This window comes from Pantoea sp. ANP04, from assembly GCF_041982285.1.
Taxonomy (GTDB): domain Bacteria; phylum Pseudomonadota; class Gammaproteobacteria; order Enterobacterales; family Enterobacteriaceae; genus Pantoea; species Pantoea eucalypti.
The window spans coordinates 50,012-63,780 of sequence record NZ_JAUTYS010000002.1 but is presented as its reverse complement, the minus strand read 5'-3'; the positions used below and the strand labels follow the sequence as shown (position 1 = coordinate 63,780).

The 13,769-nt window shown below is 54.0% G+C and carries 14 protein-coding genes; 4 read left to right on the top strand and 10 right to left on the bottom strand.

Annotation, left to right across the window (positions count from 1 at the left end):
* Window positions 1-171 precede the first annotated feature (171 nt).
* The gene (locus tag Q7C21_RS02655) at window positions 172-2,112 is read left to right on the top strand and encodes a methyl-accepting chemotaxis protein (RefSeq protein WP_110411955.1); all 1,941 of its coding nucleotides are present in this window, start codon (window positions 172-174) and stop codon (window positions 2,110-2,112) included.
* Between the two features lie 239 nt (window positions 2,113-2,351).
* Here Q7C21_RS02655 and Q7C21_RS02650 read toward each other — a convergent pair whose 3' ends face one another.
* From Q7C21_RS02650 to Q7C21_RS02630, 5 genes are read right to left on the bottom strand one after another with little or no spacing between them, the layout of a single operon-like run.
* Window positions 2,352-3,434, bottom strand: coding sequence for an ABC transporter ATP-binding protein (locus Q7C21_RS02650; protein WP_003855109.1), 1,083 nt, complete (start codon window positions 3,432-3,434; stop codon window positions 2,352-2,354).
* A gap of 2 nt (window positions 3,435-3,436) precedes the next feature.
* On the bottom strand, window positions 3,437-4,384 hold the full coding sequence (locus tag Q7C21_RS02645; RefSeq protein ID WP_375150344.1) for a carbohydrate kinase family protein: 948 nt from the start codon (window positions 4,382-4,384) through the stop codon (window positions 3,437-3,439).
* A 2-nt stretch (window positions 4,385-4,386) separates the two neighbouring features.
* A complete protein-coding gene (locus tag Q7C21_RS02640; protein ID WP_105099742.1) occupies window positions 4,387-5,226 on the bottom strand; it encodes a carbohydrate ABC transporter permease in 840 nt (279 codons plus the stop codon).
* Complete coding sequence (locus Q7C21_RS02635) at window positions 5,216-6,124, bottom strand: carbohydrate ABC transporter permease (RefSeq protein ID WP_375150470.1); 909 nt, start codon at window positions 6,122-6,124, stop codon at window positions 5,216-5,218. The genes Q7C21_RS02640 and Q7C21_RS02635 overlap by 11 nt, the downstream gene beginning before the upstream one ends.
* A 9-nt stretch (window positions 6,125-6,133) precedes the next feature.
* Window positions 6,134-7,381: an extracellular solute-binding protein gene (locus Q7C21_RS02630; RefSeq protein ID WP_375150343.1), complete on the bottom strand. Its 1,248-nt coding sequence runs from the start codon at window positions 7,379-7,381 to the stop codon at window positions 6,134-6,136.
* 296 nt (window positions 7,382-7,677) lie between these two features.
* On the opposite strand from Q7C21_RS02630, the gene Q7C21_RS02625 reads away from it, so the two are divergent.
* Window positions 7,678-8,847, top strand: coding sequence for an ROK family transcriptional regulator (locus Q7C21_RS02625; protein WP_033763325.1), 1,170 nt, complete (start codon window positions 7,678-7,680; stop codon window positions 8,845-8,847).
* Window positions 8,848-8,889: 42 nt separating this feature from the next.
* On the opposite strand, the gene Q7C21_RS02620 is transcribed toward Q7C21_RS02625, so the two are convergent.
* The 3 genes from Q7C21_RS02620 to Q7C21_RS02610 form a co-directional block, all read right to left on the bottom strand.
* Complete coding sequence (locus Q7C21_RS02620) at window positions 8,890-10,164, bottom strand: Glu/Leu/Phe/Val dehydrogenase (protein ID WP_003855119.1); 1,275 nt, start codon at window positions 10,162-10,164, stop codon at window positions 8,890-8,892.
* Window positions 10,165-10,630: 466 nt separating this feature from the next.
* Entirely contained in the window at window positions 10,631-11,020 is a 390-nt protein-coding gene (locus Q7C21_RS02615) for a DUF1090 domain-containing protein (protein ID WP_375150342.1), read from the bottom strand.
* A 121-nt stretch (window positions 11,021-11,141) separates the two neighbouring features.
* Window positions 11,142-11,912, bottom strand: coding sequence for a transcriptional regulator (locus Q7C21_RS02610; protein ID WP_008924665.1), 771 nt, complete (start codon window positions 11,910-11,912; stop codon window positions 11,142-11,144).
* Window positions 11,913-11,956: 44 nt separating this feature from the next.
* Between Q7C21_RS02610 and Q7C21_RS02605 the strand changes: the two genes are divergently transcribed.
* Together Q7C21_RS02605 and Q7C21_RS02600 are read left to right on the top strand one after the other, a co-directional pair.
* Window positions 11,957-12,184, top strand: coding sequence for a hypothetical protein (locus Q7C21_RS02605; RefSeq protein WP_146257622.1), 228 nt, complete (start codon window positions 11,957-11,959; stop codon window positions 12,182-12,184).
* An 85-nt stretch (window positions 12,185-12,269) separates the two neighbouring features.
* Window positions 12,270-12,665: a hypothetical protein gene (locus Q7C21_RS02600; protein WP_003855127.1), complete on the top strand. Its 396-nt coding sequence runs from the start codon at window positions 12,270-12,272 to the stop codon at window positions 12,663-12,665.
* Between the two features lie 44 nt (window positions 12,666-12,709).
* On the opposite strand, the gene Q7C21_RS02595 is transcribed toward Q7C21_RS02600, so the two are convergent.
* Window positions 12,710-13,183 (bottom strand): nuclear transport factor 2 family protein, encoded by a 474-nt coding sequence (locus tag Q7C21_RS02595; RefSeq protein ID WP_008924666.1) that lies wholly within the window; start codon window positions 13,181-13,183, stop codon window positions 12,710-12,712.
* 51 nt (window positions 13,184-13,234) lie between these two features.
* Window positions 13,235-13,669 carry a 6,7-dimethyl-8-ribityllumazine synthase gene (locus Q7C21_RS02590; protein ID WP_008924667.1) on the bottom strand — a complete coding sequence of 145 codons (435 nt, stop codon included), beginning with the start codon at window positions 13,667-13,669 and terminating at the stop codon, window positions 13,235-13,237.
* Window positions 13,670-13,769 lie beyond the last annotated feature (100 nt).

Genomic DNA, 13,769 nt, shown 5'->3' with positions numbered 1-13,769 from the left:
AGTTTTGCCATCTTCCCCTGGCGATCAACTTTCCTGTACCGCGCACGTTGAGACCCCCATCACTGCAGGATAAGCCCCATTAAAGTTCAAAAAAACGCCGCCGATAAATGATCTCAGGAGCACCATGAACACAGGGAGGTATTGAGGCAGGTAAATTCCAGGGGAATCACTATGGCCGGTCAGGTAACGCATAAGAAAAAAATGAGTACCCGTGCGCAGATGTTAATCATGGGTGGTTTAACGATAGTGCTGGGATTTACCGTGACAATTGGGGTCCTCAGCTGGCAATCAGGTAAAGAACAAAAACTACTGGCCGAAAAATATCTGCAGCAGATTGCGCAAAGCCGTGCCTTGCAGGTGCAGCAGGAGCTGAGCCATGCCCGCGATGTTGCCAGCCTTCTCGGTCAAAGTCTGATCGCGTTACCCCGCGCCGGTATTACCGATCGCAAAGCGGTCGATAAAGTGATGGAATATGCGTTACGCGCGAATCCTGACTATCTGTCGATGTCAGTCATCTTTGAACAGAATGCGTTTGATGGCCGTGATGCAGAGTTCGCCTCACAGCCTGGACAGGCGCCACAGGGGCGCTATGCCTTTTTTGTGGATCGTGACGCAGCAGGTAAATATGCCATGCATCCGCTGCTCTCTTATCTGACGCCGGGTCAGGGCGATTACTATCTGGTTCCGCAAAAATCACAAAAAGACACGCTTACCGAACCCTATAGTTATGCCTATAACGGCGTGCCGACCCTGCTCACCTCCGTAGCGGCCGTCATTATGGATCAGGGCACCTTAAAAGCAGTTGTCACCTCTGATATATCCCTGGCTTCACTACAACAGAAAGTGAATCAGATTAAACCCTGGCAGGGCAGCGGCTATGCGTTGCTACTCTCCAGTAACGGTAACGTTGTCTCCTCGCCGGTGAAAGATGAGGCTGGGAAACCGTGGAAAGGGGAAAAAGATGGCTTTACGTCGAAAGTCGTACAGCATTTTGATGCCGTGCTGGGTGAAGATGCCCTGGTTACCTGGCAGCCAGTAGTGATTGGGAACAGCGACAAAGCCTGGTATCTGGGCGTTGTTGCACCGGTCAGTCAGGTGATGGCCGCATCCACCCAGCAGCTGATGTGGGCGGTGATCCTGATGGTCGTCAGCGTTCTGCTGGTCGGCGCGGTACTGGGCATGCTGTTCAGCCGTAAAGTGCTGCGTCCAATTGGGGGCGAGCCGGTTGAAGCGGCGCATATTGCCCTGGCCGTTGCTGATGGCAAGCTGGATAACCGGATCCCGGTGAAGAGGGGGGATAGCAGCAGCCTGTTCTTCGCGCTTAGCACCATGCAAAGCCAGCTCCGACAGATTGTTGGACAGATAAAAGATTCCAGTGAATCAGTACGTCAGGGCGCGGGCGAGATCGCCAGCGGCAACCTCAATCTGGCATCACGCACCGAGGAACAGGCTGCTGCGCTGGAGCAGACCGCAGCCAGTATGGAGCAGATCAGCGCCACGATTCGTCTGAATGCCGACAATGCACAGCAGGCAACCAGCCTGACTGAAAACGCGACGCATATTGCCAGTCGCGGTGCCTCGCTGGTGGGTGAGGTGGTGCAGACCATGGCGCAGATCGATGACAGCTCGAAAAAGATCGGCGACATTACCACGATGATCAACAGCATTGCCTTTCAGACCAATATTCTGGCGCTGAACGCGGCGGTGGAAGCCGCACGTGCCGGAGAACAGGGCCGTGGTTTTGCGGTAGTCGCCTCTGAAGTGCGTAACCTTGCCCAGCGCAGCGCGAACGCGGTTAAGGAGATTGGCGCACTGATTGAAGAGTCGAGCGTGCGAGTCGAGAGTGGTGTCAGGCTGGTAAACGATGCCGGTAAAACCATGCAGGAGATGATGCACGCGGTCAATTCAGTGCAGGGCATCATTGGTGAGATTGTTACTGCATCAAGCGAACAGGCGCGTGGCATCAGCCAGGTGACGATTGCCGTCAATGAAATGGATGGCGTGACCCAACAGAACGCCGCGCTGGTGCAGCAGATGTCGGCGGCCGCCAGCTCACTGGAAGATCAGGCGCAGCAGCTGTCACAGACGGTGGAGCAGTTCCATCTGGCATAAGGATGCAGCTCAGGGAGCATACGCCTTACGCAAAGACGCAAGAGCGCCATCCCTGGCGACTCAACGTGGCGATGACGCACCTCAGCCCTGAGGTGCGCCCTTAGCCGGGCCAACGCTTTACGTCGTTCAAAAAGCGCCGGGAGTTTTTTGTCCGTAGCCCGCGATGCATTGCTACAGGCGTATGCTCCCACCGCTTTAAGCGGGTTTGCCCCCTGCATTCACTACTGACTTCAGATTAATCATTGCTCCGTCAGCCGCTCACCGCTGCTGGCATCAAACAGGTGCATTTTTTCCGGGTTTACGGTGACCGGTAGCGTACCGCCAGGCATGGCATCACTACGACCGCTCAACTGCATATGCAGCGGGAAACCCTGCCAGTTCAGATGCAACAGCGTTGATTCACCCGTGATCTCCACAATATTTACCGCAGCGGGTTGTCCGCTGGCATCAAAAATCAGATCGTGAGGGCGCACGCCCAGCGTAACCGCCTGGCCAGCCTGCTGCTGCGCGGCACGGTGCCAGCGAGGCGGCAATGGCAGCCACTGCTTACCACAGCAAACACCAGGCAGGCCATCCCGTGACTGGAAGCAGGCATCCATCAGGTTCATTGGCGGCGAACCGATAAACCGCGCCACAAACGTGTTAACCGGCCGATCATAAATCGCCAGCGGCGCGCCCTGTTGCACAATCACGCCCTCTTTCATTACCACAATCTGATCCGCCAGCGTCATCGCCTCGACCTGATCGTGGGTAACGTAAACCATCGTGGTGTTGAAACGCTGATGGAGGGATTTAATTTCGGCACGAAGCTCCATACGTAACTGGGCATCCAGGTTTGAGAGCGGCTCATCGAACAGAAATACCTGTGGGTTGCGGACCATGGCCCGTCCCATCGCTACACGCTGCCGCTGTCCGCCGGACAAGGCCCGTGGATAACGCTGTAAGAGCTGATCGATGCCGAGAATGCCGGCGATGCGGGCGATTTTGCTTTTCTGCTCCTCGCGCTTCACCTTTTTTACCTGCATGTGAAACGCCAGATTCTCTGCAACGGTGAGGTGCGGATAGAGCGCATAGCTCTGGAATACCATGGCGATATCCCGGTCGGCAGGATCGAGATCGTTAATCCGCTTTTTATCCAGCATAATCGCCCCATCAGAGACGGTATCAAGCCCGGCAAGCAGCCGCAGCAACGTCGATTTTCCGCAGCCGGAGGGGCCGACCAGAACAGTAAAACTGCCATCAGGGATGGTTAAATCCAGCGGGTGCAGCACGCTCTGTTTACCATAACGCTTCGCCACCTGTACAAGTTCAACACTGGCCATGTTCAGCGCACCTCATTTGATAGTTGGAGTTGTTGCCAGCTGGGATAGCGGCGCGGAGAGCTGCTTATTGCCTGTGAGGCCACTTCAATGCCCCAGCGCAGCGCGGTATGCGATGACTGGCGGTAAAGCAGTGCAGTCAGAAAACCGGCATTAAAACTGTCACCGGCCCCAATGGTATCGACTACCGTCACCGGCTGACCGGCGGCAAATTGCACCGAGGCCGCAGACCAGAGACGCGCGCCCTCTGCGCCACACTTAATCACGCAACCACCGCGACCACTGAGCTGAGCCGCCAGCCGTTTACCGCTCTGTTCCAGCAGGTCTGCGCCCGCCAGACCCAACGCTTCCACTTCATTCAGCAACAGCCAGTCACAGTCAGGCAACCAGTTACCCATTTCCAGGCGAAGCTCATCACTCCAGCCCGCAGGCGGCCAGCCGGTATCCACGGCGACACAAAAGCCTCGGTGCTGTAGCGCGGCCAGCAACGTCGGATAGCGGCGATAAAGTTCATGACAGAGAAAGGTGCCACACAGCAGCACAATATCGCCCTGCGTCGCCTGCTGGGGTAACTGCGCCAGCACATCGTCAGCGGTGAGCACGGTAATATGACCGTGATTGCTCAAAAACGAACGTTCGTTATCAGGATGGGTTATGCCCACCGTGAGCGAGGTCTCACAGGCGTAACGCGGCCAGTGTGCGGCGCTGTGGGGAAAATGACCGGCGAGCCAGTGACTGAAGCCATCGTCACCCTGATTGGCAATAGCCCGATGCGGCACCTGCATTGCCTCCAGCGCCAGCGCACAATTACCCGCTGAGCCACCGGGACGTAACGCACTGTGCTGCAGCATCACTTCCGTACCGCGTGCCGGCCAGTCGCCGAGCGTACCCATGATTAAATCGACATTAATGTTGCCCACCACATAAAGTGTGGACGCAATGGTCTTATCCATAATTATCCCTTACTTCCACCGCTGGTGAGACCGCTGACCAGCGTCTTCTGCAACCAGATGGCAATGAACAGTGGCGGCACCGAAGCCAGAATGCCAATCGCCGCGATCAGGCCATCATCGGTCGCACGTCCGGCGGTGAAACCGGCAATCGCGACTGGCAGTGTCTGTGCTGAAATGTTGCTGGTGAACAGCAGCGCGTAGAAAAACTCATCCCAGGCCAGCAGCCAGCCAAACAGTGCTGCGGCACCGAGCACTGGTTTCGCCAGCGGCAGTGTGATGCGTAGCAGAACCTGCCAGAAGCGCAGACCATCCAGACGCGCTGCCTGTTCGATATCACGCGGCAGCGAGTCAAACTGGTTCTTCAGCATCCAGGTCAGAAACGGCAGGATTAGCGAGCAGTAGACCATCACCAGACCGGGACGTGTGTTGAGCAACCCCAGCTGTTGCAGCAGAAAGTAGAGCGGCAGAACAAACGCCACCGGCGGCACCATATAGATCGCCAGTGCACCGGAGAGCCAGGCATCACGTCCGCTGTAGCGTGAGAAACTGAATGCCGCCGGTATTGCCAGCAGCAACGAAATCGCCGTTGCCACCGTTGCTACCAGCAAACTGTTGCCGAGTGCATGCAGAAAAATGTTGCCCGGCTGGTTTGGTGCCAGTGAAACCAGTCCCTGATAGCGGCTGAAATCCCACTGACGCGGCAGCCACTCCAGCGGAACGCGTGAAAGATCACTGGCAGAACTGACGCTCATTAAAAACAGCCAGCCCATTGGCGCCACAATGCTGATGGCGACCAGCAGCGCAGCCATATAACGCAGCATACCCCGCAGTTTAGTTTTCATAAGCGGAACTCCGGCGACGCTGATGCCATAACATCAGCAGGTAAAGCGTAATAAGCAGGGCGCACATCAGGGTCATCAATATTGCGTAGGCCGCACCACTGCCAGCACGCAGATAGCTGAACGACTCCTGATAGACGAAAAAGCTTAAGGTTTTGGTGCTGTCCACCGGGCCGCCGCGGGTCATGACATAGATGATGTCGAAGATTTTAAAAGCATCGATGGTGCGTAATACCAGTGCAACGCCAAGCGGGGCAGCAATTGCCGGGAAGGTAATCGCCCGGAAACGACGCCAGGCGGATGCGCCATCCAGCCGTGCCGCTTCAAACAGATCCTCAGGGATCGATTGCAGTGCCGCCAGCACCAGTAGCGTGACCAGTGGATAGTTTTTCCAGATATCCGCGAACATTACCGCGTTGAGTGCCGCACCCGGCGAGCCAAGCCAGCTGCGATAGCCATCAATAATACCGAGCTGACTGAGCAGGGCGTTGATGCTGCCGTAATCAGGGTTAAAGTTCAGCCGCCACATCATGGCATTGACAATGGTCGGTAGCGCCCATGGCAGAATTACCAACACCCGTAGCACGTTGCGCCCGATGAATTTCTGATTCAAAAGCAGCGCGACCAGCACACCGATGATGCCTTCGAAGGTGACGGATACAACGGTGAAGTAGAGCGTGCGCCAGATCGACGCCTGAAAGTCGGGATCGGTAAGCGCATAGAGATAGTTTTCCAGGCCAATCCAGGCGGGTGACTCACCGCTGCCAATCAGCGCAGCATCAGTAAAGCTCAGCCAGATAGTACGCAGCAGAGGCCAGGCGGTTAACAACAGCATCACCAGCAGCATGGGTGCAAGCAGCACCCATGCCTGACGCTGTTCGCGTTGACGCAAACTCAGCATCATGACTCCTTAACGCAGCCTGGCAGCGCTTTTATCAATCGTTGCCATCGCGTCCTGCGCCGGGGTTTTTCCCAGCAAGACCTGTTGTAACTGCTGCTGCAGCTGATTGGACAGACGAGAATAATCAGCAGTCTCTGGACGTGACAGCATCACGTTTAATGATTTATCCGCTGCGGCAATCAGGCTCTCCTGATCCTTTTTCACCGCCTCATCCTGATAAGAAGATTTCCAGATCGGCAGGCTGAGCTTGGCATACTGATTCTGGACAGGCTGTGAGGTCATGTACTGAATGTACTGCCACGCCTCATTGGCATGCGTACTGCCTTTGGTGATACCCAGTCCCATTGAGCCGTTCACTGCGCCCACTTTTCCAGGCGCATCGCCCGGCGCTGGCATAATGCCAACATCGCCCGCCACTTTGCTCTGCTTAGGATCGTTCGCCATGTTGTACATGTAGGTCCAGTTCAGCGCGAAAGCCGCATCGCCATTAGAGAACGATTTACGCACATCTTCTTCCAGATATTCACGGGATGCTGGATTACTCAGCCCATCATCGAGCGAACTTTTCATCAGGTTCAGCGCCTTAAGCGAGGCAGGACTGGAGAAGTCGAGCTTGCCGTTCTGATAGAACTTTCCACCAAAGCCTGACACCAGCGTGGTGTAGTCACACACCAGCGCTTCAGCCTGAGACCAGCTCCAGACCAGCGGATAGTTGACGATCTTCTTATCTTTGATGATCTTCGCGTCATCCAGCACCTGCTGCCAGGTCTGCGGCGGGGTGGTGATGCCCGCTTTAGCCAGCATCGCTTTGTTGTAGTAAAGGTATTTGGTATCCAGAATCCACGGCATACCCAGCGTCTTACCCTTGTAAATCACCGTGTTCATCGCGCCCGGAAAGACCTTCTCTTTTTCCTCTGGCGTAATGCGTGCGCTGACATCCTGCAGCAGGTCAAATCGGGCGAACTCTGCTGGCCAGATGGCATCAAAGAGCACCACATCATAGCCATTACCGCCTGCACCGCGCGCTGCCACGATTTTATCGTGCAGCGCTTCGTAAGGAACAAACTCCAGATTGACAGTGACATCCGGGTGCTGCTTCTGAAAATTTTGCGTCATGGCGCGGATATCGTTTTCGCTGTAAGCCGCCTGAGTCATAAACAGGGCATTGATCTGGCTGGCCGCCGCCGCGCTGCCTGCGCTTAACATCAGTAAGGCAGCAAAACCGGCTTTCAGTTTGGGGGTATAACGCTGTGACATGGTCTTCTCCACTATGCAGCAACAGGCTGTCGGTTAATTAAATCAATTTGATTGATTTAATCGGGGGCGTAATTTGGTCAGCATATAAACTGACCTATCAGGAGTTAAGCAAACGGCATGCCACAGTGCTGAAGATCTGTGCAACAAAGCCGTAACAACGCTAACACTCAGACTGCGCTTTTATGGCAAAATTGCCTATTCTGATGTGCAGAAATTGCGTGCAGCATCAAAGATATTGTTTGCCCGAATGACACTGGGGACCAATACTGTCAGGCCCCGCTGTAATGGAAAACAACATGAAAACCTCGGGTACCAACCTTGAACATGCGCGGGCGCACAACCGACGTGTGGTGATTGAAGCCATTCGACTTCACGGTGAGCTGACCCGCGCAGAACTGGCTCGCATGACAGCGCTGACGCCGCAGACTGTCTCGAATATCGTAGCGGAGCTTGAGCAGGCCGAGCTGCTGACCAGCCGACAGCCGCGCCGCAGCGGCCGTGGTCAGCCTTCGATTCCGGTCACGCTCAATCCCACCAGTGCGTGGTCAATCGGGATTCATCTCGATCATCAGACACTGTTACTGGTGCTGGTCGATCTTAGCGGCGAAGTGCATTTCCGCCGCCTCCTTATGGTGCAAAAGCCTCAGCCTGCTGCCACTCTGGCGTGCATTGCCAGCGTGCTGGAAGAGATGCGTGCCTTTCTTGGTACTCAGTGGCAGAAAGTGCTGGGTATTGGCGTGGTGATGCCGGGGCCTTTTGGCGTGGAGGGGATTTCATCAACAGGCCCCACGACACTGAACGGCTGGGAGCAGGTCGATATCGAGGCGGAGCTCGCCACTATCAGCGGATTACCGGTCACGCTGGAAAATGACGCTACGGTGGCCGCTATCGGCGAGCGCTTTCACGGCACGGCGCGGCATCTTAATTCCTTTATCTATCTCTACATCGGCACCGGTCTGGGTGCAGGCATCTTCACCGATGGCCATATCTATACCGGCCACGCTCAAAATGCGGGCGAGATCGGACACATCGTGGTGGAGCCGGGCGGTCGGGACTGTTACTGCGGCAATCAGGGCTGTCTGGAGCGGTATGTCTCATTGCAGGCAGCGTATGAATTCTGCGGCCTCGATCCGATGCGAGCGTTACCAGAAGATTTGTTGCAGATTGAACCCGCGCGCTTTACTGCCTGGATTGAGAGTGTAATGACGCCGTTGCGTCAGGCGATCAATATTCTGGAGTCGGTGTTTGATGCTGAAGCGGTAATAATTGGTGGGATGATGCCTGCGCCTTTGCTGGAGCAGATGATAAAACGATTGCCACCGCTTTATCAGTCGGTGCGAGGTCGTTATCTGTTTGATATGCGGCTAAAGATTGGTATGACCGGCAGCGATACCGCTGCGCTGGGTGCTGCAGCCTTGCCGATTTTCGATGAATTTAACCCGCAGTTTCAGGTGCTGATGAAGTAGGCAAGGAAATCGGCGCTGTTGCTGGCAACCGCGCCTCAGACATTAACCTGGATAGATACCGCGATCTTTACGCGCCATCAGAATGCGCTCACACGCCACGATATAGGCTGCGGTGCGGAGCGAGCAATCTTTCTCCTTCGACTTCTCCCAGACGTGAACCATCGCTTCCGTCATGATTTTATCTGAGCGACGATTGATCTCATCTTCGCTCCAGAAGAAGCTCGCCATGTCCTGCACCCATTCAAAGTAGCTGACCGTTACGCCACCCGCGTTACAGACCACATCCGGTACCACGATAATGCCGCGCGTTGCCAGCATGTCATCGGCATCCGGATAAGTTGGTCCGTTTGCCCCTTCCAGCACGATTTTGCAACTCAGGACTTCAGCACGCTCGCGGGTAATCTGTCCTTCCAGTGCGGCCGGAATCAGGATATCCATCCCGGTGGTCCAGAACGCCTCTTTATCAATGTTCTGAGCGCCCGGGAAGCCGGCAATCTGCTTATTGGCGATCTGCCATTCAGTCAGCGCGGCCATATTGATACCATCGGCGTTAAACAGCGTGGCGGTATGATCCTGAATCACGACCACGCGTGCGCCAGCCTCTTCAAACAGGCGTGCTGCTTCGCTACCCACGTTACCAAAGCCCTGAACCGCAACGCGCGCGCCTTCAATTTCGATACCGGCACGACGCGCCACTTCGCGTCCGGTAATGAATACGCCGCGACCGGTGGCTTTTTCACGTCCCAGTGAACCGCCCAGATGAATAGGTTTACCCGTGACGACGCCGGTGATCGTTGTACCGTGGTTCATGGAGTAGGTATCCATCATCCATGCCATCACTTTGCTGTTGGTGCCAACATCCGGTGCCGGAATATCTTTCTGCGGCCCGATGATAATGCCGATCTCGCTGGTATAACGGCGGGTCAGTCGTTCAAGTTCGCCATCGGACAGTTTGAAAGGATCAACGCGAATACCCCCTTTGGCACCACCATAGGGCAGGTTAACTGCCGCACACTTGATGGTCATCCAGGCGGAAAGGGCCATGACTTCATTAAGGTCGACGTCCGGATGGTAGCGAATACCGCCTTTACCTGGCCCGCGCGACAGGTTGTGCTGAACGCGATAGCCTTCGAAGTGGCGAATTGAGCCATCATCCATCTGGAGAGGAATATCAACAATCAACGCACGTTTTGGATGACGCAAAGTATCTATCCAACGTGAAAGATCGCCCAGATAAGGCGCAACCCGGTCGATTTGTTGCAGATAGGTGGACCAGGCAGATGTGCTACTTTCAGACGCATAAGATAACTTATCCATAAAAAACCTTTCTTAATGAAGTTATTTATTGTGTGGAGCCGTGGACGTTAAACGCAGTGTATTGCGCGGACATAATCTAACACTCCTGAAACAAATAAGATGCGGTGCCAGGCATGCTGACGTGCAGCGACGCCCTGTTTTGGGGCAACCCGAGTGCATAGATTAGTTATAGTTACTGGCTTAATGCGAATAATGATGCGGCTTAAGTGCGTATTTTCTGCATAGGGCGGGAAATATCGCTATCTTTCAATTCTTTGAGGGTGCTCAAAAAGTTAAATAATTGATCGCATCTGTGTTGACTTTGTTGCACCAATTAAGTGCATGAGAATAAGTAATCAAAGGATTACATAAAGTAATGAGTCATGCGCTAATAGCGCTGGCTAATCAGTGATTTAGAAAAGAGGGAGGGAGTCGTGCAGAAAAGACAAAAATAGCGGGCCAGTAAAAGGGCTGACCCAAAAGATGGTTAACGGCTCAGGGCCTGTTCAGCTTCATTCAGTTCCTGACGCGCTTCGGCCAGTTTATCTTCACGCTTCTGGATCTTGCTGGCGCTGCGTCCTTCTGCTTTTGCTTTTGCCAGTTCCTGTTCCCGTTCCTGTACTTCGCGCTTTTTCTCTGTCACTTTTTCGTGGCGTTCCTTTAACAGGCTGCTTTCGCTACAGTGCTGATCGACTTCGCGCAGCGCCTTTTCAAGGCCAGCAACCTGATAAGTATTATTGTGCTGGCGCGCATAAGAGAGCTGAGTTTCGATCGCCTGCTTTTTGGCGGCACACCCTGTCAGGGCCGTGGCCGCATGAGCCACAGTCAAACTAAGAGGTAACAGATAGAGGCAGAAGGTCAGTAAGGTCTTTTTCATTATCGTCTCGTCAATGAGTCAGAATCGTGGCACCAGTATACGGAGCCAGCTTATGAGATTCTTAACGAAAAAAAATTTACCGGCGGTGGAAGAAAAAAAGGGAAATGGAGGGCTGCCTTCTTCAGGCAGCTGATGATGCAGAAGAGTGGAAGTAATGCAGATTACGATCCGGGCCGCTGAGCATTACCGGGTGACCATTCTGATGCTGCTGTTCAAAGTAATCCTGCATTTCCTGAGAAATCCCGGCACCACACCACATGACATGATGCTGGTAAAGCTCGGTCTTAAGTGCAGGTTCTCCACTTGCATGTGAATCCACCTCCACATTAAAGCCCATGGCAGTAAGACGAATCGCTTCGAGCCAGATTTCAGTCTTATCCAGAACACTCACCGCTTCCAGAAATAAAGGGACTGATGATTTATTTCGCGATGAGAGGCGCATCACTTTATCCGCCTGCTGCTGCACAGATTGCTCAAAACGCGCCAGGCGTCGCGATGCACCCTGACGCTGATCGGCATGAAGCCAGACGCTCAGAGGTCGCAAAAGATTGATGATAAAATCATCACCACTGTAGTTGCTGGACATGTTGTGCATCTGACGGGCAAGCGACAAGGGTGTGCCAAATTCAAGCTGCCAGAGCATGTCGCCTTTACGCGCTGCCCAGCCATAGGTCGTGACCGTTGATGCGGCCAGCTGTCCCTCTCTGATCTCTTCAGGCGTCGCGCCAGTAGCAGTTAATCCCACTAAGGCATAGATTTCGCTGAGATGATCATCGTTCCAGATGTCGGGATTCTGCTGCGCCGTCAGTAAACCCTGTTTAATCCAGCGCTTAAGATTAGCCGGATGCGTACCCGTTAATGCGCAAATAGTATCGGTAGTAAAAGAATGCATATCGTGCCCTCTGTTGAGGGAAAGGCCGCCGTATTGAACCGGGGATGAGTAGCTACTATGAACCTTATAACAGCGAATTAACAGGGAAAAGCCGTGTAAAATCGGCGAGAAAGCCGCGTGACGCTTCGCTTATTCGTAATTATTCTGACGGTAAATTCATGATGATCAGAGAGTTAAAAGTGTCCATGACCGGTAAAAAAGAACTGTGTATTTATTCAGTAAAGATTCTTTACGCAAATATACCGGGAACGGATCTCCTGTTACCTTTTTAAGAGCATGCTGACTGCTTAACCCCTTACATCCACCCGGCAAATCGTTAAAATAGCGGGTTCTGATGATCAGGAGAAAGAGTGTCCCATGCGTTATCGTTTTACTCTCGCCGTGGTAACGGTTGCGGCTGTACTGACTGGTTGTGCGAAACATGCCGCCAGCGATGCGCCAGATGAATTTGCGGCTGGTCCGACGCAGATTGATGTCTCACACATCAAGACCCGTGCAGATGATGGATCCAGTGTGTTCCTGACCGTAGATGGCAAAGACGCCGGCAGATTACCTAATGGCGAAAGCATGCTGCTGCACGTTCCTGCCGGAAAGCACCAGATTGGCGGCTATGTGCCAACCCTGTTTGGTATGGGTCGAGTGACAATCGCACCTGTAGAAGTGACCACGTCACCTGAGGATGTCAAAAAAGTGGCTTACACGGTTACAAACAGCAAAGCCACCTTTGTCGAAAATAAGGGTGTGCAGGGCTGATTTGATGACGGCGGAGAGCCGCGCTCTCCGCTGGTACGTTCACACTATAAACCGAGCTCACTCAACGAGGGGTGGTCGTCCGGACGCCGCCCCTGTGGCCAGTGAAACAATCGCTGTTTTTCATCGATTTTAAGATCGTTGATGCTGGCAAAGCGCTGCATCATTAATCCCTGCTCGTCAAAGGCCCAGTTCTCGTTGCCATAGGAGCGATACCACTGACGCTGCTCGTCATGCCATTCATAAGCAAACCGAACCGCAATCCGGTTCTGGTCAAAACTCCACAGCTCCTTAATCAGCCGATATTCCTGCTCCCGCTGCCATTTTTGCTGAAGGAAAGCGACAATTTCTGCCCGGCCGGTCAGGAAGGTATCGCGATTACGCCATTGGCTATCCGCTGAATAGGCCAGAGAGACCCGCTCAGCATCACGGCTGTTCCAGCCATCCTCGGCCAGACGGACTTTTTCAATTGCCTGTTCAGGCCGGGTAAAGGGCGGTAGAGGCGGACGTGAATTTTCCAATGTTGTTTCCTTTTATCGCGCAGGCTGCAGCCCCATCATTATTCGGGATGATCAGAGTTCGAGAGCGTGAATCTGGCAGACAGCACGTGCCGCTTCCTGACCCTTTTTCACGAAGTGCTGTGTATAGAAGTCGATAAACTCGGCTGAAGGCTGGAAATTGTGTGGCGTCAGGGAAACGGAGAAAACCGGCACATTGGTTGCCAGCTGCGCCTGCATCAGACCACTGACCACGGCCTGGGCGACAAAATCATGACGATAGATGCCACCATCTACCACCAGTGCTGCACAGACAATGGCATCAAAATTGCCGGTCTGCGCAAGGCGTTGCGCCAGTAACGGCATTTCAAAAGCCCCTGGCACATCCCAGGTTTTCATTTCGTATGAGGTCCCACGGCTCTCCAGTTCCTGTTCAAATCCTGTCAGAACCTGCGAAACGATTTCGCTGTGCCAGTTGGCTTTAATAAAGGCGACTTTCAACGGCTGCATGACTTTCTCCATTTATAGGTAACATCCAGTGGTAACGAGCCAGCTTGCGCCCCTGCACCCCGAATCAAAATAGTGAGTCTGGCAGGCAACTAACCTGCTG

What these genes read in the sequence shown, in the direction of transcription:
- Q7C21_RS02605 (WP_146257622.1), top strand. Translation starts at nt 11,957, where the DNA reads ATGAGTAGCTACTATGAACCTTATAACAGCGAATTAACAGGGAAAAGC.
- Q7C21_RS02630 (WP_375150343.1), bottom strand. Translation starts at nt 7,381, where the DNA reads ATGTCACAGCGTTATACCCCCAAACTGAAAGCCGGTTTTGCTGCCTTA.
- Q7C21_RS02655 (WP_110411955.1), top strand. Translation starts at nt 172, where the DNA reads ATGGCCGGTCAGGTAACGCATAAGAAAAAAATGAGTACCCGTGCGCAG.
- Q7C21_RS02625 (WP_033763325.1), top strand. Translation starts at nt 7,678, where the DNA reads ATGAAAACCTCGGGTACCAACCTTGAACATGCGCGGGCGCACAACCGA.
- Q7C21_RS02635 (WP_375150470.1), bottom strand. Translation starts at nt 6,124, where the DNA reads ATGCTGAGTTTGCGTCAACGCGAACAGCGTCAGGCATGGGTGCTGCTT.
- Q7C21_RS02650 (WP_003855109.1), bottom strand. Translation starts at nt 3,434, where the DNA reads ATGGCCAGTGTTGAACTTGTACAGGTGGCGAAGCGTTATGGTAAACAG.
- Q7C21_RS02645 (WP_375150344.1), bottom strand. Translation starts at nt 4,384, where the DNA reads ATGGATAAGACCATTGCGTCCACACTTTATGTGGTGGGCAACATTAAT.
- Q7C21_RS02590 (WP_008924667.1), bottom strand. Translation starts at nt 13,669, where the DNA reads ATGCAGCCGTTGAAAGTCGCCTTTATTAAAGCCAACTGGCACAGCGAA.
- Q7C21_RS02615 (WP_375150342.1), bottom strand. Translation starts at nt 11,020, where the DNA reads ATGAAAAAGACCTTACTGACCTTCTGCCTCTATCTGTTACCTCTTAGT.
- Q7C21_RS02600 (WP_003855127.1), top strand. Translation starts at nt 12,270, where the DNA reads ATGCGTTATCGTTTTACTCTCGCCGTGGTAACGGTTGCGGCTGTACTG.
- Q7C21_RS02610 (WP_008924665.1), bottom strand. Translation starts at nt 11,912, where the DNA reads ATGCATTCTTTTACTACCGATACTATTTGCGCATTAACGGGTACGCAT.
- Q7C21_RS02620 (WP_003855119.1), bottom strand. Translation starts at nt 10,164, where the DNA reads ATGGATAAGTTATCTTATGCGTCTGAAAGTAGCACATCTGCCTGGTCC.
- Q7C21_RS02640 (WP_105099742.1), bottom strand. Translation starts at nt 5,226, where the DNA reads ATGAAAACTAAACTGCGGGGTATGCTGCGTTATATGGCTGCGCTGCTG.